The organism is Campylobacter ureolyticus (assembly GCF_013372225.1).
In the GTDB taxonomy this organism is placed as follows: domain Bacteria; phylum Campylobacterota; class Campylobacteria; order Campylobacterales; family Campylobacteraceae; genus Campylobacter_B; species Campylobacter_B ureolyticus.
This window is the reverse complement of record NZ_CP053832.1, coordinates 888,281-907,441: the sequence shown is the minus strand read 5'-3', so window position 1 is coordinate 907,441 and position 19,161 is coordinate 888,281. Positions and strand designations below refer to the sequence as shown.

Here is a 19,161-nt window from a genome sequence, read left to right as displayed (position 1 = left end):
AATTCTTTACCAAAATAAGATATAATTTTTAATATTTAATTTTAAAAAGGAGTAAAGTATGAAGTTACTCAAATATTTGGGTATTTTTTTAATACTTATCGTAGTTGTTTTATACGGCTTATTATTTACAGGTTTTGGTAATAACTTAGTAAAGCCTTATATTGAAAAAACTGTAAAAGATAAATCAGGATTTGATTTAAAACTTACAAAATTTGATCTAAATTTTAAAAGTCTTGATATAAGTGCTATTGTAAATGGTGAAATAAGTGCTGATGTTAAAGGTAAATATTCGCTTTTTTCACAAAGTTTTGACCTAGACTACAGTGTTGATGTTCAAAATTTAAATAGCTTTAAAATTAAGCTTGATGAACCTATGGGCTTAAATGGTAAAATTAGAGGAAAAATAAAAGATTTTAGCGCAAATGGTGTTGGCAAAATGCTTGATAGCGATGTTAGATTTTTAGCTGTTTTAAAAGACCTTAAGCCTTTTGATGTTGATTTGGATGCAAAAGGGCTAAATGTACAAAAAGCTATGAAATTAGCAAACCAACCAGCTTTTATAACTGGAAAGATAAACGCAGTTGCAAATATACAAAATGGTTTTGGTGAAGCAAATATCACATCAAATGATTTAGCTATTAATAAAGATGGCTTAAAAGATAAAAACATCACAATTCCAAACAATATCGCACTATATCTAAACTCAGATATTACTTTAAAAGATAATATCATTACAGCAAGTTCAAATTTAAACTCAAAATTAGCAAATATAGAAGCAAAAGAGACTAAATTTAATCTAGATAACAAAAATTTAGAAAGTGATTTTAGCCTTGATATTTTGGATTTGGCAAATTTAGAACCATTCACAAAGCAAAAACTTAATGGAAATTTAAAAGTTGATGGTTTTACAAAAGTTGTTGATAACAAGCCTGAGTTTGTAAAGTTTAATTTAGTTGGATTTGGTGGAGAAGTTAATGCAAACTTACAAGATAAAATTTTAGATGCAAAAATAAACTCAATTAAAATCGCTGAATTAATGGGGGTTGCCTCAATGCCAAAAGCTATAAGCGGCTTAATAAATGGTGAAATAAAAATAAATGATGTTTATGATTTTAACAATATTCAAGGAAGTGCAATTTTAAATGTAATAGATGGTAAAATAAATCCAGTAGAGCTTAAAAAAATGGCTAATTTAGATTTTCCACAAAATAATAATTTTGAAATTGCATCAAAAACTTTAATAGAAAATGGAATTGTAAACTCAGTTTCAAATTTAGCATCAAATTTATTTAAAATTGATAATTTAAAAGCTATTTATAATTTAAAGGAAAAAGACTTAAAGGCTGATTTTAAGGCTAGTGTTGATGATTTAAGCAAATTAAAGGAATTTACAAAGCAAACTTTAAAAGGAAATTTAAAAGCTAGTGGTGATGTTAACATGAAAAACAATGCCCTAAAAGGTCTAAATTTAAATGTTAATACCTTAGGTGGAGAAATCAAAGCCAGTTCAAACGGTTCAAATTTAAACGCTGATGTTAATAACTTAAAGCTAAATGATATATTTGCTCTAATCGGTCAAAATCCTCTTGCAAGTGGAGATTTAAAAGCTAAAATTAACCTTTCAAGTATTGATATAAAAAATTTAAACGGAACTGCTAATATAAATTTATCAAATAGTATATTAAATGATAAAGAACTAAGCAAAATGCTAAATAAAGAGTTTCCAAAAAATATAAAACTAAATGCAAACTCTGATATAAACATAGCAAATTCCATAGCAAATTTTAACGCAGTTATCAACTCAGACTTAGCAAACTTAAAAAAGCTAAATGGAAGTTTTGATATAAATAAAAACTCTTTAAATGCAAATTATGAAGCTTTTGTAAATGACTTATCAAAACTAGCTTTTATCAGCGGAAAAAAGATGATAGGAAGTGTTAGTTTAAATGGTGAAATCAAAAAAGATGCTAAAAATCTAGTTGCAACTGCAAACTCTAATCTTTTTGATGGAAATTTTAAAGCAAATTTAACAAATGAAAATTTAAAAGCAACTTTTGATAAATTTAAAATCTCAAAACTAACTCACATGCTTAATTTTGGTGAATTTTATGAAGGAATTGGAGATTTGGTATTTAACTACAACACATTAGCTCAAAAAGGAGATTTTAATGTTGACATAAACGAGGGTCGTTTAACTCCAAGTAAGTTAACAACAGCTATAAGCATAGCAACCCAAAAAGATATAACAAAAGAAATTTTTAATAACTCTTATGTAAAAGGTGTTATAAATCAAGGATTCATTGAGTTTAAATCCCAAATGAAAGCTCCTAAAATGGATTTAAATGTAACAAAAGGAACTCTTGATACAAAAACATCAAAAATAAATATTCCTGTTTTAATGAATATTGAAAAAACAGATATTTCTGCTGATGTTACAGGAACTACAAAAGATCCAAAAGTAAATGTTAGCTCAAAATATTTAGAACAAAAACTTGATAAAGTTATAGATAAGGGGCTTGATAAGCTTTTGGGTGGCAAAAAAAATAATGTTAAAGATGATAATAGCTCTTTAGATAATGATGAAAATAGCGAAGAAGACTCATTAAAAGATGGTGTTAAAAATCTTTTAAAAGGCTTTTTCTAAAACAAAAAAGGCAGAGAAAAAACTCTGCCTTTCAAAACTCTAATTTTAAATTTTTTATTTTTGAATTTTAAGAATTTATAAAACTTACAAAGTCATTTCTTTAGATGCAAAAATCTAACTTCTTAAACTATAAAACTCTTTTTTAAACTCGCTAAATTTTCCTTTTAAAATTGCTTCTCTAGCATCTTTTACCAAATTTAAATAATAATGTAAATTATGAAGCGTGGCAAGACGGTAAAAAGTAAGTTCTTTTGAGCGATAAAGATGGTTTAAATATGCACGACTATAATTTTTGCAAGTATGACAATTGCATGTTTTATCAACTGGTTCATGGTCATTTATAAATTTAGCACCTTTTATATTAATTTTTCCAAAACTGGTAAATAAAGTACCATTTCTTGCATTCCTTGATGGCATAACACAATCAAACATATCAACGCCTCTTTCTATGTTTTCTACTAAATCCTCAGGCGTTCCTACTCCCATTAAATATCTTGGTCTATTTTTATCAACAAATGGCATTACTCCTTCAACCGTATCATACATCTCCTCATTGCTTTCTCCAACGCTAAGTCCGCCAATAGCAAGTCCATCAAATTCCATTTCACATAATTTTTGAGCACAAAATTTTCTTGCTTCGTAATCAGTTCCTCCTTGAATGATTCCAAAAAGATTTTGATTTATACCAATTCCTTTGTTTTGGTTTAATTTATGATAATCAATGGCCTCTTTTGCCCATTTAATAGTCCTTTTAATGCTTTCATCAACTCTTTTTTTAGTTGCTGGAAGTCCTACTAAATCATCTAAAATCATCATAATATCACTTCCTAAATCATATTGAATATCAAGAACTGATTTAGGAGTAAAATAGTGCTTACTTCCATCAATGTGAGATCTAAACTTGATCCCATTTTCATCTGGTTTTGAAATATCACTTAAACTAAAAGCTTGAAATCCACCACTATCTGTTAGAAAGCTTCTATTAAATTTAGTAAAACCATGAAGTCCGCCAAAATTTTTTACTATTTTTGAACCTGGGCGAAGATACATGTGATAGGTATTTGCTAAAATTATTTTAGCATCTAAAGTTTGCATTAAATCAAATGCATCTAAGCTTTTTACTGCTCCAACAGTGCCAACTGGCATAAAAATAGGAGTTTGTATAGTGCTATGAGTTGTTTTTATCGTGCAAGCCCTAGCATTGCCGTCTATTTTATCTATATTAAATTCCATTTTGCTATAATATCCTTTTAAATTTTGGAGTAAAGAATGAAAAATATTTTAATCATTGCTGATGGCATTTTAGCTAAATATTTCTTAGAAACTATAATAGAGCTTAAAACATTAAAGCACAAATATACAATAATAAGCTATAAAGACATTACAATAAGCCAAAAGCTAAAAGGCGAAAATATAACAATTCAAAGATTTGATCCAACAAGCTTTGAAAAATTAAGACTTGGCATACATGAAAAATTTGATATTTTTATGGTTATAATGGATGAAAAAATTGATACTTTTAGTGTATATCAGAATTTAAGAAAAATAGATAAGAATAAAGAAATTTATCTTTTAGATAAATGGGGGCTTTTAGACGAAATAGATGATGATAATCACACTAAAATAATAGATGCTTTATCAATTCTTACTTCAAGACTTATTGGCTATCTTCCAGATCACCCTATTTTAGCTGATAGTATAGGACTTGGAAAAGGCGAAATAATGGAAGTTAAAGTTCCAATAGGAAGCTCTTTTTCGTATAAAAAAATTGGACTTTTTAGCACTCAAAAAGAGTTTAAAATACCGATGATTTATAGACATAATAAAGCTATTACAGCGCAATTTGGTACTATGATTTTTCCAAATGACACGCTACTTGTTGTAGGTGAGCCAAATGTATTGCAAGATGTTTACAAAGCCATAAAAGAGTCAAAAGGTCAGTTTCCATCTCCTTTTGGAATAAATTTCTACTTGATAGTAGATATGATAAACTTATGCCAAGATGATTTTGAAAAAATAATTAAAAATGTAAAATATCTAAACGAATCTGTCACAAATCACAAACTTTATATAAGGGTTATAAACCCTACTTTAACGAAAATGTTTGAAGAGATAAAAAAACTTGATGATGATGAAAGTTGTGAAATTTTAATAGAGTATTCAAAAAATAGTCCAGAAGTTATGAAAAGTGATATTGTAAAACATAAAGTTGGTATGGTTATTTCAGATAATGCATTTTTCGAAAAACATAAAAAAAGCTTGTATGAGCTAAAAGTTCCTGTTTTAACACTTGGAAAAGGGGACGTGAAAGATCTTAAAAAAGGTGTTGTTTTAATGAGCGATAAAAGCAATGCAAGTGAAGCAAGTGTTGTTTTTGATCTTTGTGGACAACTTGGACTTGATGTTTATTTGCACTATTATGCACAAGAAAAAAATCAAGAGTTAATAGCTAGATATAAAGACCTAGCAGAACTTTTTAAAAAAGAACTTTTTATAATAGAAGATGATGCGCAAAATCCATTTTTAAAATTAAAAAATGAAGAAAATTTCTTGCATTTTGTCCCATTTAATGATAAAGTTTTACATAGGAAACCAACCTCTGTTTTTAGTAAGGATTTAGATGAATTATATTTTGCAATAAGTCAAAATTATCAGCTTTTCATCCCGGATTTTTATGAAATTTAAAAGGTAAAAAAGTGGCAATCAATATAGATTTAAAAGAAAAAAGTTATAAAATTTTTATAAATGAACTAGATGAAATAAATTTAAAAGGCAAAGTAGCAATCATTACAAATCAAACAGTTGCTGGGCTTTGGCTAAAAGATCTGCTTCCAAAGATAAAATGCGACAACTTGCATATAATTTCAATTCCTGATGGTGAAGAATATAAAAATTTTAAAACTTTAAATGATATTTTAGAACAACTCTTTATAGCAAAACTTGATAGAAAAAGCACACTTATATCATTTGGTGGAGGTGTAGTAAGTGATATAACTGGTTTTGCAGCAAGTATTTATGAAAGAGGAATAAATTTTATAAATATCCCAACTACACTTTTAGCCCAAATTGATGCAAGCGTTGGTGGAAAAACAGGTATAAATAATAAATTTGGTAAGAATTTAATCGGTTCATTTCATCAGCCGATTGCAGTTTATTGCGAAGAAAGATATTTATCAACACTTCCAAAAAAGGAATTTAATGCTGGAATTAGTGAAGCTATAAAAATGGCTATTACATTTGATAAAAATTTATTTGATTATTTTACAAAAGATGAGCTAGACTTAAGCTACATAATTAAAAAATGTAACGAAATAAAAGCAAAAGTTGTAAGCCTTGATGAAAAAGAAAGTGGCATAAGAGCAGTTTTAAATTATGGTCACACATTTGCTCACGCTATAGAAAACGAAACAAATTATAAAAAATATCTTCATGGTGAAGCTGTGGCAATTGGTATGAATATGGCAAATCATTTAGCCTATAAACTTGGTTTAATTAGCATAGATGAGTTAAATTTGATTAAAAAAACTTTGATGAAATTTAACCTTCCTATTAGTTATAAAATAGAAGATGAAAATCTTTTTTATAATTTATTTTTCTTAGATAAAAAGACTAATCTTGGAAAGATAAAATTTATATTTCCAAAAAGTATCGGAAATTTTATTATAAAAGACGATATAAAAAAAGATATTGTTTTAGAAGTTTTAAAAGAGTTTAAATGAGAGTTTTATTTTTATTATTCATAAGTTTTGTAGCTATTTTTGCCGATGTGAATAAAACTGAAAATAGCCTGGATCAAAATTTGACAAATTTAGACTTGACTCAAACAAAAGAAGCCAATATTACTAAAAATATCATTGAAAATTTGCAAAACGATTTAAAAAATATCAATGAAACTATAAAAGATAATATTTGGCTTACTCAGTATCAAAATCATCTAAGTTATCAAAAACTAATAAAAGAGAGAAATGAGCTTGAAAAACAGCTTAAAAATATAAAAAATAAAGATAAACGAGAAACTATACTTGATGATATTAAAATTTATGATGAGCAAATTTTATTATTAAGCGAATTTGAAAGCATGCCTTTTTCTAGGCTTCTTGAAACAAAAGATATACCTGAGTACAAAAAAATATCAACTCCTTTTGCCATATTATCAGGACTTTCATATATAAAACAGTTAAACTCAGAAAAAGACGAGTATAAATCTAAACTTAATCAAATTATAACTTTAGTAGAGAAACTAAAAGAAAAAAATGATATTTTAATGACAATAAATTCATATATTCCAAATGATGAAAATACAACTAAAAGTTTAAGTGAATTAAATTTTACAATAACTGAGTTTAAATCAGCAAAAAGTCTTGGAAAAACAACATATGATGTTTATGGAAAAAGGATTGATGATAGAATAAATTTAGTAAGATCTGATATTAAAATTCAACTTAAAAGAGCTTTTAGTATTGCAGGTTGGATTATTTTTATACTTCTTTTATCTTTTATATTTAAATTTATAGTTAAAAAATCAATAAAAGATAACGAACGATCATATATGGCAAATAAATTTATAAATTTTTTAAATTTTACACTAATTATTTTAATTTTAATTTTTGCATATATTGACAATGTTTCTTACTTAGTAACAGTTTTAGGTTTTGCATCAGCTGGTCTTGCGATTGCTATGAAAGATATGTTTATGAGCATGCTTGGCTGGGGCGTTATAATGATAGGTGGAACTTTTAGAGTTGGTGATAGGATAAAAGCAAGAAAGGCAAATGGTGAAATTTATGTTGGAGATATTATAGATATTTCACTTCTTAGAATGACAATTTATGAAGATGTTACAATGACTACAAGAGAAACTAGAAGAGCTGGAAGAATTATTTTTGTACCAAATAATTATATTTTTACTGAACTCATCTCAAACTACACTCACAGTGGTATGAAAACAGTTTGGGATGGCATTGATATACTTCTTACTTTTGATAGTAATTATAAAAAAGCAACTTACATAGTTAAAAATATAGCTAGACAATACTCAAAAGGCTATACAGATATAGCAAAAAAACAGATGAATAAATTAAGAACTCAATATAGTATAAAAAGTCCAAGTGTTGAACCAAGAATATTTCATTTTTTTGAACCATATGGTATTTTAATAAGCATTTGGTATATGACCGATTCTTACGCTACTTTGGGACTTAGAAGCACAATTTCTGGTGAAATTTTAGAAGCTTTCGAAAAAGAAGACGATATTAAAATAGCATACCCAACTCAAACATTACTTTTTAGAAAAGAAGATCTTTTAGAAAGTAAAAAAGAGATGATAAAAAAAGCTTTAAATGAAGAACTTAAAAATAAAGAGCTTAATAACAAAGGATAATCAATTTGAAAATTTACTTTAAAACTTTTGGTTGCAGAACAAACATATATGATAGTGAAGTTATGAAAAACTCACTTAAAGACCATGAAATTTGCGATGATGAAAACTTGGCTGACATAATAGTAGTAAATTCTTGCACGGTTACAAATGGAGCTGATAGCGATGTAAGAAACTATATAAATAGAGCAAATAAAAATGGTAAAAAAGTTTTTCTAACAGGTTGCGGTGCGATAAGTAGAGGAAAAGAGCTTTTTGATAATGGAAAGGTTTTTGGTGTTTTTGGATCTTCAAAAAAAGAAAATATCACTGAAATCATAGAAAAAAATATCAAATTTATAGATCTTGGAGATATAAATAAAAGTCAAAATAGTATAGTAAAAAATTTTAAAAAATATACAAAAGCTTTTGTTAAAATACAAGAAGGTTGTGATTTTAACTGTAGTTATTGCATAATTCCAAGCGTTAGAGGAAGTTCAAGAAGCAAAGACGAAGCTAAAATTTTAAGCGAAGTTTTAAATCTAGCAAATAATGGCTTTAATGAGATAGTTTTAACTGGGACAAATATTGGAAGTTATGGAAAAGATACAAAAACTAGCCTTGCAAAACTCCTAAAAAAACTAAGCTTAATAAATGGCATTAAAAGAGTTCGTCTTGGAAGTTTAGAACCATCTCAAATAGATGATGAGTTTAAAGAACTTTTAGATGAGCCTTGGCTTGAAAAACACCTTCACATCGCACTTCAGCACACATCAGAAACTATGCTAAAAATTATGAGAAGAAGAAACAAAGCTTTTAAAGATATAGAGCTTTTTAATGAACTTGCTAGCAAAGGATATGCCCTAGGAACTGATTTTATCGTAGGTCATCCAGGAGAAAGTGATAAAATTTGGCTTGAAGCTTTAAATAACTTTAAAAACTTTCCATTAACACATATTCATGCTTTTGTCTACTCACCAAGAGATGATACACACTCAGCAACTTTAAAAATAGATGTTGATGGAAAAACAGCAAAAGAAAGATTAAAAACTTTACAAGATATCGTAGAGCAAAATAACTTTGAGTTTAGAAAAAAACACTATAATGAATTAAATGTTTTAGTTGAACAAAAAAATGGAGATTTTTTCACTGGCTTTGATGAATACTACAATAAAATTTACATAAAAAGCGATAAAGATCTTACTCATAACTGGATAAAGGTAAAAAAATATGAGATTGAAAAAAGAGGAAATTTTACGAATTTTTAAGTTAAATAAACTAAATATTACATTAATATTTTTGTTTATTTTAATAGGACTTTTAAGTTTTGTCTATTTTAGAAATGGACCTGTTTATTTAAATTTTAACGAATACAACCAAATTTTAAATAGTAACAAAATTCAAAAAGCAAACATTGATGGCAATAAAATATATTTAAAATTTGATGGCAAAGAATATGTAGTATTAAAAGAGGCTGTAAATTTAAAAGAACTTTATGAAAAAACAAGAATTTATCAAAAAGATGAAACTTCATTTTTATCACAAATGATAGTTTTATTTTTAATATCTTTTTTATTTATTATCATTCTAGACTTTTATCTTAGACAAAAAAAATCTTTAAAAACTCAACTTAAAAAAGCCCAAGCAGCTGATAATATAGACTTTTCTAATAGCTTTAAACCTGCTATTTCAAATGTAACTTTAGATGATGTTGCTGGTATTAGCGAAGTAAAAGATGAAATCGTTGAAATAGTTGATTTTTTAAAAAATCCTAAAATTTATAAAAATCTTGGCATAAATTTACCAAAAGGACTTTTAATGGCAGGTCCTCCAGGAGTTGGAAAAACGCTAATAGCAAAAGCAATCGCTGGTGAAGCTGGAGTGCCATTTTATTATGAAAGTGGAGCAAATTTCTCTCAAATGTATGTTGGAGTTGGTGCAAAAAAAGTAAGAGAACTTTTTGCAAATGCCAAAAGCAATGCTCCATCAATTATTTTTATAGATGAAATTGATGCTATCGGAAAAAGTAGAGGCGAAGGTAGAAATGATGAAAGAGAAGCTACTTTAAATCAGCTTTTAACCGAAATGGATGGCTTTATTGAAAACTCTGGCGTTATTGTAATAGGTGCAACCAATAAAATAGAAATGATTGATGATGCACTTTTAAGACCTGGGCGATTTGATAGAAGAGTTTTTATTTCACTGCCAAACTATAAAGATAGGATTGAAATTTTAAAAATTTATTTAAGAGGTAAGAAATTTGATCTTGATTTAAGTAAATTATCAAGGATAAGTGTAGGTTTTAGCGGTGCTGGACTTGCTACTTTTGTAAATGAGGCTATGATTAACGCACTAAAAAGAAAAAGTGAAATTTTAGAATTTGATGACTTTGTAAAAACAAAAAATAAAGTTTTATTTGGAAAGAAAAAAGAGCTAATTTTAAGTGAAAAAGAAAAAGAAATTCAAGCCCTTTATCAAGCAGCAAAGGCAATTAGTGCATATTGGTTTGGCGTAGAGTTTGAAAAAATAAACCTTTTAGAAGATGATTTTTTAAAAGATGATGAAGAGATAGTTTCAAAAAGTATCTTAGAAAATAGACTAAAAGTTTATTTAAGTGGCCTAAATGCTCTTAAAATTTATAAAAATGATAGTTTTAATAACTCAAAATCTGACATTAAAAAAGCACTTGAACTTTCTCATAAGATGATTTTTGAATATTCTATGGGTGAATTTATTGTGCCAAATCAAAATGAAATTTTAAATATTTTAAATAAAAATGAAAAAGAGATTAAAGAGTTTTTAAGCACTATGCAAAAGCCTTTATTTGAGATAACTAAACATCTTTTTGCATTTGAGACCATCTCAAAAGAGATAATAAGAGATATTTTAAAAGAAAATAACAATTAAGGAAAATAATGATAAGAGTAGGAATTTTAACTCTTAGTGATAGAGCTAGCAAAGGTGAGTATAAAGACATTTCAGGAAACGCTATAAAAGAAATTTTACAAGAGTGGATAACTAATGAGATTGAGTTTTTTTATGAAGTTATACCTGATGATTTTGAGTTAATAAAATCAAATTTGATTAAATTTTGCGATGAGTTAAATTGTGATTTAGTTTTTACAACAGGTGGCACTGGTCCAGCTTTAAGAGATGTTACACCTGAGGTAACAGAAGCGATTTGTGATAAAATACTGCCTGGTTTTGGAGAATTGATGAGAATAGAAAGTTTAAAATTTGTCCCAACAGCAATACTTTCAAGACAAACAGCAGGAGTAAGAAACAGAAGTTTTATTTTAAATCTTCCGGGTCAGCCAAAAGCAATAAAAGAGTGCTTAGAGCCTGTTTTTCCTGCTATTCCATACTGCGTTGATTTAATAGGTGGAAATTATATAAAAACAGATGAGTCGAAAATGAAAGTTTTTCGACCAAAAAGTGCAATTAAAAAATAATATTAAATAGTAAGCTTAAAAACTTACTATTTCTTTTTAAATTTCAAACTCTTCCCAAATCGGCTCTTTATCAAAATCTACATACTCTTTTAATTTTTCTTGCGGTAAAAAGTCCTTTTTATACTCTAAACTTTGACAATTTTTTACATAATATCCTAGATAAATCCACCTTAAATTTAGTTTTTTAGCTATTTCTATCTCATTTAAGAGTGAAAATTTACCAAGACTTAAATTTAAATATTCTGGATCGTAATAACAATAAACTGAGCTTAATCCATCATCTGCTATATCAACTAAATCAACACAGATGAGCTTGCCATTTTCATCATAATATGATATTTCCTTGCCAAAATCCAAATATCCTAAAATGTATAAATCATAATATTTATAAACATCTATATCATAATATTTCCACTCTCTTTGAAAGCTTTTAAATTTGTGAAATTTTTTAAAAAGCTCTACTCTTTCCTCATCCGCAAAAGGCGTGTGATAAGCAAATCTTATATGTTGATTTTTTCTTATTACCCTTCTTTGGCTTTTGCTTGGCTTAAATTTAAAAGCATCCACTCTAACACTTATGCACTCATTACAATTTGCGCAAATTGGCTTTTGAAAATATCTTCCAAATCGTCTATACCCACGCTTTACTAAAATCGAGTTAAGAGATTTATTACATCCTTTAATGTACAAATACTCAGTCCTGCTAGGTCTATCTCCTAAATAAGGACATAAGCTTTCTAAAGAACAAAAAGGAGTGATATTTATCAAATTCAGATCTTTTTTATATTTTCATCTTTTGCATATTCTAAAAACTCGTCTTGAAGTCTTTTTACTCTTTGCTTAATGCTTTCTTTATCAAACTCAACTTTAAATTCATCATCTTCTAATTTTGCTTTTTCTGCTGTTTCTTTTGTATTTTGTTTCAAAGCTTCATTTTTAAGCATATCTTTTTTTATATTTTTTAAATCATTAAAAAAATCATTCATATTTTTATTTTTCCTCTTCTTTTAAATCCTCTTCAAAACGCTTAACAGCTTCAACTATGACCATACTTAAATCATCTTCTTTTTTAAACTTGTTCTTTTTATTTTTATAAATTTGCATTTTTTCCAAAAGCATTGGAAGATTTTTATCAGTGTATGATGTATCAAAAAATCCTCTTCTAAACTCCCTACTTTGACTAATTGCAAGAAGTAAAGGTAGTGTTGTCGTAACGCCCTCTATACTAAATTCATCCAAAGCTCTTTCAAATTTATTAACAACCAAATCGAAACTTGTACCACTTACCATAAGTTTTGCCAAAAGTGAATCATAGTACGGAGGAATATTGTAATCTCTATATAAATGACTATCAACCCTAACAGAAGGTCCCAAGGCAGGATAATATCCAGTTACTTTTCCAAGAGCCGGAGTAAAGTTTTTTGAGGCATCCTCTGCTACAATTCTAGCCTCTATACAAAATCCTTGAGCTTTTATATCACTTTGTTCAAGATCAAGTATCTCACCAGCTGCAGCCCTTATCTGTCTTACTATAAGATCAACTCCAGTAATTTCTTCTGTTATACCATGCTCTACTTGAATTCTAGTATTCATCTCCATAAAATAGAAATTATTATAATCATCTAATAAAAACTCAACAGTTCCAACATTTGTATAATTTACAGCTTTTGCAGCAGCAACTGCTGTAACACCCATAGTTTTTCTTAAATTTTCACTTACTGTTGGACTTGGTGCAACTTCTATTATTTTTTGATGACGACGTTGAATAGAACAATCTCTTTCCATTAGATGAATTATATTTCCATAATTATCACCTAAAATTTGAAATTCTATATGGCGAGGGTTTATTATAAGTTTTTCCATAAAAACTTCATCACTATTAAAAAATGCTTTTGCTTCCCTTTTACAGTCTTCTAAAAGTCTTTCTAAATCCTCTTCTTTATGGACCTCTCTAATACCTCTTCCACCGCCGCCGCCACTTGCTTTTAAAATAACTGGATAGCCTATTTGTTGAGCATATCTTTTTATGGTTTCAATATTTTCATGATTTAACTTTTCAGTACCTGGCACAACCGGAATACCATTTTTCTTCATTAAATATCTAGCTATATTTTTATTACCCATTTTTCTAATAATATCTGGCTTTGGTCCAATAAAAATAAGTCCTGCATCTTCAACAGCTTTTGCAAATTCATAGTTTTCACTTAAAAAACCATATCCTGGATGTATCGCATCTGCACCACAGTGTTTTGCAACTTCAACTATCCTTTGAGGATCTAAATAGCCCTCAAGTGGATGCTCGCCAACTTCATAAGCCTCTGAGGCTATCCTTACGTGTAATGATGAAAAATCAGGCTTTGTATAAATAGCAACACTTTTAATATGTAAATCTCTACATGCTCTAATAACTCTAACAGCTATCTCTCCACGGTTTGCAATAAGAATTTTATGTATCATAATCCAACCTTTTTAAATTTAACACTATATATTAGTAAAAAAAGATTAAAAATATGATAAATTTAGTGATTTTTCTGAATTTTGCTTATTTTAAGTTAAGATTGTGTAAAATACAAACTCTTTTAATTATTTGTGCGCCCTTAGCTCAGCTGGATAGAGCATTTGATTGCGGTTCAAAAGGTCAGAGGTTCGAATCTTCTAGGGCGTACCATTTTATTAGCAAAAGCCCATTAAATGCACTTTTAAAGACTTATCAATGTCAAAATTAAATCACTATATTAAGGAAAGATAATGAAAATTTTATTTTCACCAAGTGAGTCAAAAAACCAAATAAAAGGAAGCCAGAGTGTTGGAAATTTTATTTTTCCAAATTTAAATGATAAAAGAAAATTTGTCTTAGAAAAATATGAAAATTATATAAATTCTTTAAATATCAATGAATTATCTCAATTTTTTGGCTTAAAAGATGAAAATTTGATAAAGCATTATAAAAGCTCATTTAAAGAAAAAAATGGAATAAAAGCTATTTTAAGATATAGCGGAGTTGCATATAAATCACTTGATTATGAAAATTTAGAAAATAAACATTATATTGATGAAAATGTGTTAATTTTTTCAAATTTATTTGGCATTATAAAAGCTAGTGATATTTTACCTGATTATAAGCTAAAACAAGGTGCGAAATTACCAAATTTAAATATTGAAAAATTTTATAAAGATAACTTTTCGAGTAGTTTAGACAAATATTTAAAAGATGATGAAATTTTAGATTTAAGAGCTTCATTTTATGAGAAATTTTACACTATAAAAAAACCTTTTTTTACACTTAAATTTATAAAAGATGGCAAAGTTGTAAGCCATTATGCAAAGCATTACCGAGGTTTAATATTAAAACAAATGGCAAAAAATAACATTAACAATATTAATGAGTTTAAAAATATAAATATAGATAATTTAAGATTATTAGAAATTCAAGAGACTAAAAACAAACAAGAATTTATTTTTGAAATTATAAGCTAAGCTACACTTAAGCTTATAAAAATTGTATTTTAATAAAAACTACACAAATACCGCCTTAAATTCACTTAAATTTGCTTATAAAGTGCAAATTTAGATAAAAGAATATTGTTTTTTTTATAAAAGTATTGTAAAATGGTTTCTACAGACATCTTAATAAAAGGATAATTCTATGAAAAAAGCAGAATTTATTGATTTAGTTGCTAAAAAAGCAGATATGACAAAAAAAGATACTTCAGTTGCACTTGATGCAATACTTGAAAGCATTGAAGAGTGCTTAGTAAAAGGTGATTCAATAAGCTTTATAGGTTTTGGATCTTTTGATGTTGTTACAAGAGCTGCAAGAGAAGGTAAAGTTCCTGGAACTGATAAAACTTACAAATCACCAGCTACAAATGTTGTTAAATTTAAAGTTGGTAAACAACTTAAAGATGCAGTTGCTGCTTCTAAAAAAGCAAAGAAAAAATAATTTTTTTGGGATGCCTCAAATTTGGCATCCTTTTTTCTACATTTTAAATAATTTTTAAAATATTTTTTGATACAATAACACTTTTTTAAATGCCCGAGTGGTGAAATTGGTAGACGCACCAGACTCAAAATCTGGCGGAGGCAACTCCGTGCCGGTTCGATTCCGGCTTCGGGCACCACTTTTTAATGATATTCACTTAAATTTAGCTATCTGATTTTTAGCTATACAGTTAGTTATACAATTTTGATTTAATAAAACTGCTCTTACCAATCCAACTTCTGCTTTCGTTTGATATTTTTAAGGTTTGTTATGCAGATAAGTAGGCTTGTGATAAGCAAGAGAGCTTGTAGGTATAAAAAGTTTCCCAAGATAGCACTCAAAAAGAGAGCTAAAAAGCTAAATTTAGTTGAGTTTGTAAAACTTAACTCTTCTTTACTATGCAAAAGAGAGGTGACATTAAAGATAAAAAGAAGCATAGCCACAACTGATGAGAGATATAAAAAATCTATCATCCGCACTCTAAAGTTAGCTAAAAATAGCTCACAAACTCCAAGCCCAAAGTAACCTATCGCCATAAAAAGTGTTATTAAAAAATAGATAAAAACATATGCCTTTTTAAGTAAAATGAGATAAAAAAGCTCACGCAATTTGGCAAAAACAACCAGTCCAACAGCTATGGCAAAATAGCCTGAAACACTTTTGTCATATAAAAAAGCTATCATATATAAAAAGATAAAAAAGATAGCTAGGTTTTTATCGATAAAGTTTGGTATAAAAACTGCATCTTTTATCTCTTTTAATGCCTTGTTTGCGATGACTAAGCTAATTTTAAAGCCAACAATCAAAAGTAAAATTAAGTTTAAATGTAAAAAAAGCTCACTAAACTTCTCATCATAGTTTAAAAAGAGCAAAACTTCAACCAAAAAAAAGCTAAAAAGGCTAAAAGTTATGCTAATGTTTGCTAAATTGCCCTCTCTTATCATCAAAAATAGTGCAACAATAACAAAACTAAGCCAAAAGACTCCAAGTAACAAATATGATAAATTGAGTGCAAAAAAAGATAAAAACAAAGCTAACAAAATGGCAAAATAAAAGGTTATTTTCACTAAAAATAGGGATTTTGTGTAGTTATGCCACGACTTTAGGGCAGTTAGCAAAAAGCCGCTATATGCAAAAGCTGGTGCAATATGCAAAAAGATAAATTTATAGATATCCATCTTTGCCAAGGCAAAACAGACTCCCGCTATCATAGCAACGCAAGATGAGATATAAAATAGTTTCATTGAGTTATCAAAATATCTAGTCATAATAGATTGTTTCCTTAAATTCGTTATTTATAACGTTTTGTATAAAAGCCATATCTCTGTTTTTAAGACTTTGCTCAATCTCTAAAATTTTATAAACTTTCATTCCTTTTTTGGTCAAAAAGTTGATTTTATGGCTAAGCAAAACAGCTTCAAATCTATCATGAGTTACCAAAATACAAGATAGCTCTTTTTTCTCTACTTTTTGGATTATTAAATTTACTAGCAAATTTTTTAAGTCCATATCAAGTCCGCTAAATGGCTCATCAAGAAGCATTAAATCGGGCTTTGATAGATATGCTCTCATAAAAGCAACTCTTTTTGCCATGCCGCCACTTAACTCATTTGGATATTTGTAAAGATCTCTTTTTTGAAAACCGACCATTTTTAGGTGATAATATATCTCATCATCACCAACATCGCTTGCACACAATCTAATATTTTCTAAAACATTTAAGTTGTTTAAGAGGCGATTTTCTTGAAAAAGATAGGTAGTTTTTTCAAATTGGTTTATTATCTCACCTTTTTTAGGCTTTTCTAACTGGCTAATTAGCCTTAAAAGCGTCGTCTTTCCACAACCTGAGGCTCCAAAAAGAGTATAAATTTCTCCACTTTTCATTTGAAAATTAAAATCTTTTATAATTATTTCATTTAAAATATCATATCTTAAATTTCTAACTTCAATCATTTTCATTTTAGCTCTTTTTGCCACGGTATTAGGATTATTGAGAGTGGCTTAATAACTAGATACTCGATAAAGGCGCTAAAGAGTAGGATTATTAGGACAAATGCCATTGTATCTACACTATCTAGCATAACTCTTGCATCGGCTATCTTCGCCCCTATGCCGCTATTTGAGCCCAAAAGTTCTGCCATAATTGTTATCTTAACAGCAACAGCAACAGCAAGGCTTAAACTAGATAAAATATATGGCAAAAGATGTGGCACATAGAGAAACTTAAGCTTTTTTAAAAAACCCAATTTATAAGCCTTAAAGACTTCAGCGCTCTCTTTGCTTATGCTAACAACGCCCAAAAGTGTGTTTGCAAATGTTAGCGGCGTTGTTACCAAAATAGTGGTAAAAAGCGTGCTAACATCGCCAAACCCAAACCAAAAAAGTGCCATTACTATCCAAACAATCGGCGGCATTGATAGTAAAATAGAGATTATTGGTCTTAAAAAGACTCTCATAGTTTTAAAGCAACCTGCAATTAAACCAAGAGTTATGCCAATTATCAATGAGATAAAAAATCCAAAGAAAAAACGATGAAATGTCACATCTATCTCATTTTCTTTGAAATTTAAGATAAGATAATAGGCTCTTTTAAATGCCTTTTCGGGACTTGGAAGCAAAAATTCATTTAAATTTAAGCTAACAAACTTCCAAACCCCTATCAAGACAAAAATAACTCCGATACTTAAAAATCCGCTATAAAGATAGTCAAATACCCTTATAATTGGATGGCGATCTTTTGCTATGCCATCTATTTTTATCATATAAAAAAGCTCTTATCTGGCAGTTTTGAGCCGATTAGCTTTGGATTGAACTCCATAATGATTTCAAAAAATTTCATCGCCTCATCTTTGATATCTCTTGCTCTAGTTACGCTTAAATTTGCACTTTCTAAGCTTTGAGCAATCGCTGGAATAGGCGCTGGTAGGTAACTTGAGCCAATGTTTGCAGCGCTTTGTTTGTTATTCATAATCCACTTTAGCGCATCTTCCAAATCGCTTTGCAAGATATCAAATAGAGCTCTGTTTTTATCATAATAATCCACATCTACAATAATGCCTGCTTGCGGAATTAGCGGCTTTGTCTTAAAGGCTTCAACCCAAAAATCCGAAAAATCAAATGCTTTGTAGATAGAAAGACCTCTTTGCTTGCCTCTAAGAATAGTTACACTTGCCATTGGTTCTGGCAAAAAAGTCGCATCATAATCTTTTGTCAAAAAGTGCGTAACAGCCTCTGGTGGCGTCGCTGCATAGGAGATATCTATCTTGGAGATATCAATATTTAGCTTTCTAAAAAGCGCCCTAAAGACAATATCTGGCATATCGTTTTTAAAGGGCATTATGAGCTTTTTGCCAATTAGATCCTCTGGAGCTTTTATGCTCTTGTCCTTTACCATAAGCCTATTTATGCCATTTGTTAGGTTGTTAAACATCGCGATATTTTGCCCTTGATTTCTTAAATTTACAGCTACATTTGAAGGGCTCATCATCACTTTAAATTTACCGCTTGCAACGCCTGCTCTAAGCTGATCTGGGTTTTTCCAAATTTCTAAATTTGTGCTAACTTCCCTATTTATCTTACCTTGCAAAAGTGCAACCGCTATAACTATGCTTGGAAGTGCAGGTGCACCATAAATAGTAAAATTCTCTTTGGCAAATAAATTTGGTGCAAACATAGTTGCCATCAAAGCCGAACTAGTGGTTAAAAACTCTCTTCTTTTCATAAAATA

The 19,161-nt window shown here is 28.7% G+C and carries 17 protein-coding genes and 2 tRNA genes; 11 read left to right on the top strand and 8 right to left on the bottom strand.

Going from position 1 to position 19,161, the window contains the following annotated elements; all coding sequences use genetic code 11:
- Nucleotides 1-58 precede the first annotated feature (58 nt).
- Nucleotides 59-2,644 (top strand): hypothetical protein, encoded by a 2,586-nt coding sequence (locus CURT_RS04610; RefSeq protein ID WP_018713073.1) that lies wholly within the window; start codon nucleotides 59-61, stop codon nucleotides 2,642-2,644.
- 114 nt (nucleotides 2,645-2,758) lie between these two features.
- On the opposite strand, the gene tgt is transcribed toward CURT_RS04610, so the two are convergent.
- Nucleotides 2,759-3,877, bottom strand: coding sequence for a tRNA guanosine(34) transglycosylase Tgt (gene tgt / locus CURT_RS04605; protein WP_018713072.1), 1,119 nt, complete (start codon nucleotides 3,875-3,877; stop codon nucleotides 2,759-2,761).
- Nucleotides 3,878-3,913: 36 nt separating this feature from the next.
- Here tgt and CURT_RS04600 point away from each other — a divergent pair, with 36 nt between their 5' ends.
- The 6 genes from CURT_RS04600 to mog are packed head-to-tail and all read left to right on the top strand — an operon-like array spanning nucleotide 3,914 to nucleotide 11,452.
- Nucleotides 3,914-5,329, top strand: a complete 1,416-nt coding sequence (locus CURT_RS04600) for a hypothetical protein (RefSeq protein ID WP_018713071.1) — start codon at nucleotides 3,914-3,916, stop codon at nucleotides 5,327-5,329.
- Nucleotides 5,330-5,340: 11 nt separating this feature from the next.
- A complete protein-coding gene (gene aroB / locus CURT_RS04595; protein ID WP_018713070.1) occupies nucleotides 5,341-6,363 on the top strand; it encodes a 3-dehydroquinate synthase in 1,023 nt (340 codons plus the stop codon).
- Complete coding sequence (locus CURT_RS04590; protein WP_018713069.1) at nucleotides 6,360-8,024, top strand: mechanosensitive ion channel family protein; 1,665 nt, start codon at nucleotides 6,360-6,362, stop codon at nucleotides 8,022-8,024. Before aroB ends, CURT_RS04590 begins: the two co-directional genes overlap by 4 nt.
- Before the next feature lie 5 nt (nucleotides 8,025-8,029).
- Entirely contained in the window at nucleotides 8,030-9,268 is a 1,239-nt protein-coding gene (mtaB, locus tag CURT_RS04585; RefSeq protein ID WP_018713068.1) for a tRNA (N(6)-L-threonylcarbamoyladenosine(37)-C(2))-methylthiotransferase MtaB, read from the top strand.
- Nucleotides 9,231-10,907 (top strand): AAA family ATPase, encoded by a 1,677-nt coding sequence (locus CURT_RS04580; protein WP_018713067.1) that lies wholly within the window; start codon nucleotides 9,231-9,233, stop codon nucleotides 10,905-10,907. Before mtaB ends, CURT_RS04580 begins: the two co-directional genes overlap by 38 nt.
- An 8-nt stretch (nucleotides 10,908-10,915) precedes the next feature.
- Nucleotides 10,916-11,452 (top strand): molybdopterin adenylyltransferase, encoded by a 537-nt coding sequence (mog, locus tag CURT_RS04575; protein WP_018713066.1) that lies wholly within the window; start codon nucleotides 10,916-10,918, stop codon nucleotides 11,450-11,452.
- Between the two features lie 36 nt (nucleotides 11,453-11,488).
- On the opposite strand, the gene CURT_RS04570 is transcribed toward mog, so the two are convergent.
- The 3 genes from CURT_RS04570 to CURT_RS04560 are packed head-to-tail and all read right to left on the bottom strand — an operon-like array spanning nucleotide 11,489 to nucleotide 13,909.
- The gene (locus CURT_RS04570; protein ID WP_018713065.1) at nucleotides 11,489-12,220 is read right to left on the bottom strand and encodes an arginyltransferase; all 732 of its coding nucleotides are present in this window, start codon (nucleotides 12,218-12,220) and stop codon (nucleotides 11,489-11,491) included.
- A 2-nt stretch (nucleotides 12,221-12,222) separates the two neighbouring features.
- The gene (locus CURT_RS04565; RefSeq protein ID WP_018713064.1) at nucleotides 12,223-12,438 is read right to left on the bottom strand and encodes a hypothetical protein; all 216 of its coding nucleotides are present in this window, start codon (nucleotides 12,436-12,438) and stop codon (nucleotides 12,223-12,225) included.
- Nucleotides 12,439-12,442: 4 nt separating this feature from the next.
- Nucleotides 12,443-13,909 carry an acetyl-CoA carboxylase subunit A gene (locus tag CURT_RS04560; RefSeq protein WP_018713063.1) on the bottom strand — a complete coding sequence of 489 codons (1,467 nt, stop codon included), beginning with the start codon at nucleotides 13,907-13,909 and terminating at the stop codon, nucleotides 12,443-12,445.
- Between the two features lie 134 nt (nucleotides 13,910-14,043).
- Here CURT_RS04560 and CURT_RS04555 point away from each other — a divergent pair.
- From CURT_RS04555 to CURT_RS04540, 4 genes are all read left to right on the top strand, one after another.
- Nucleotides 14,044-14,120 (top strand) — tRNA-Arg (locus CURT_RS04555).
- Nucleotides 14,121-14,200: 80 nt separating this feature from the next.
- Nucleotides 14,201-14,929: a YaaA family protein gene (locus tag CURT_RS04550; protein ID WP_018713062.1), complete on the top strand. Its 729-nt coding sequence runs from the start codon at nucleotides 14,201-14,203 to the stop codon at nucleotides 14,927-14,929.
- A 169-nt stretch (nucleotides 14,930-15,098) separates the two neighbouring features.
- Nucleotides 15,099-15,395, top strand: coding sequence for an HU family DNA-binding protein (locus CURT_RS04545; RefSeq protein WP_018713061.1), 297 nt, complete (start codon nucleotides 15,099-15,101; stop codon nucleotides 15,393-15,395).
- 91 nt (nucleotides 15,396-15,486) lie between these two features.
- Nucleotides 15,487-15,573: transfer RNA gene (locus tag CURT_RS04540), tRNA-Leu, on the top strand.
- A gap of 85 nt (nucleotides 15,574-15,658) precedes the next feature.
- Here CURT_RS04540 and CURT_RS04535 read toward each other — a convergent pair.
- The 4 genes from CURT_RS04535 to CURT_RS04520 are packed head-to-tail and all read right to left on the bottom strand — an operon-like array spanning nucleotide 15,659 to nucleotide 19,155.
- Nucleotides 15,659-16,702: an NnrS family protein gene (locus CURT_RS04535; protein WP_018713060.1), complete on the bottom strand. Its 1,044-nt coding sequence runs from the start codon at nucleotides 16,700-16,702 to the stop codon at nucleotides 15,659-15,661.
- Nucleotides 16,695-17,393 (bottom strand): ATP-binding cassette domain-containing protein, encoded by a 699-nt coding sequence (locus tag CURT_RS04530; protein WP_018713059.1) that lies wholly within the window; start codon nucleotides 17,391-17,393, stop codon nucleotides 16,695-16,697. The genes CURT_RS04535 and CURT_RS04530 overlap by 8 nt, the downstream gene beginning before the upstream one ends.
- On the bottom strand, nucleotides 17,390-18,196 hold the full coding sequence (locus CURT_RS04525) for an ABC transporter permease (protein ID WP_018713058.1): 807 nt from the start codon (nucleotides 18,194-18,196) through the stop codon (nucleotides 17,390-17,392). The genes CURT_RS04530 and CURT_RS04525 overlap by 4 nt, the downstream gene beginning before the upstream one ends.
- Nucleotides 18,193-19,155 (bottom strand): ABC transporter substrate-binding protein, encoded by a 963-nt coding sequence (locus tag CURT_RS04520; RefSeq protein WP_018713057.1) that lies wholly within the window; start codon nucleotides 19,153-19,155, stop codon nucleotides 18,193-18,195. The genes CURT_RS04525 and CURT_RS04520 overlap by 4 nt, the downstream gene beginning before the upstream one ends.
- Nucleotides 19,156-19,161 lie beyond the last annotated feature (6 nt).

What these genes read in the sequence shown, in the direction of transcription:
- CURT_RS04610 (WP_018713073.1), top strand. Translation starts at nt 59, where the DNA reads ATGAAGTTACTCAAATATTTGGGTATTTTTTTAATACTTATCGTAGTT.
- tgt (WP_018713072.1), bottom strand. Translation starts at nt 3,877, where the DNA reads ATGGAATTTAATATAGATAAAATAGACGGCAATGCTAGGGCTTGCACG.
- CURT_RS04600 (WP_018713071.1), top strand. Translation starts at nt 3,914, where the DNA reads ATGAAAAATATTTTAATCATTGCTGATGGCATTTTAGCTAAATATTTC.
- CURT_RS04590 (WP_018713069.1), top strand. Translation starts at nt 6,360, where the DNA reads ATGAGAGTTTTATTTTTATTATTCATAAGTTTTGTAGCTATTTTTGCC.
- CURT_RS04580 (WP_018713067.1), top strand. Translation starts at nt 9,231, where the DNA reads ATGAGATTGAAAAAAGAGGAAATTTTACGAATTTTTAAGTTAAATAAA.
- mog (WP_018713066.1), top strand. Translation starts at nt 10,916, where the DNA reads ATGATAAGAGTAGGAATTTTAACTCTTAGTGATAGAGCTAGCAAAGGT.
- CURT_RS04565 (WP_018713064.1), bottom strand. Translation starts at nt 12,438, where the DNA reads ATGAATGATTTTTTTAATGATTTAAAAAATATAAAAAAAGATATGCTT.
- CURT_RS04560 (WP_018713063.1), bottom strand. Translation starts at nt 13,909, where the DNA reads ATGATACATAAAATTCTTATTGCAAACCGTGGAGAGATAGCTGTTAGA.
- CURT_RS04550 (WP_018713062.1), top strand. Translation starts at nt 14,201, where the DNA reads ATGAAAATTTTATTTTCACCAAGTGAGTCAAAAAACCAAATAAAAGGA.
- CURT_RS04545 (WP_018713061.1), top strand. Translation starts at nt 15,099, where the DNA reads ATGAAAAAAGCAGAATTTATTGATTTAGTTGCTAAAAAAGCAGATATG.
- CURT_RS04535 (WP_018713060.1), bottom strand. Translation starts at nt 16,702, where the DNA reads ATGACTAGATATTTTGATAACTCAATGAAACTATTTTATATCTCATCT.
- CURT_RS04530 (WP_018713059.1), bottom strand. Translation starts at nt 17,393, where the DNA reads ATGAAAATGATTGAAGTTAGAAATTTAAGATATGATATTTTAAATGAA.
- CURT_RS04525 (WP_018713058.1), bottom strand. Translation starts at nt 18,196, where the DNA reads ATGATAAAAATAGATGGCATAGCAAAAGATCGCCATCCAATTATAAGG.
- CURT_RS04520 (WP_018713057.1), bottom strand. Translation starts at nt 19,155, where the DNA reads ATGAAAAGAAGAGAGTTTTTAACCACTAGTTCGGCTTTGATGGCAACT.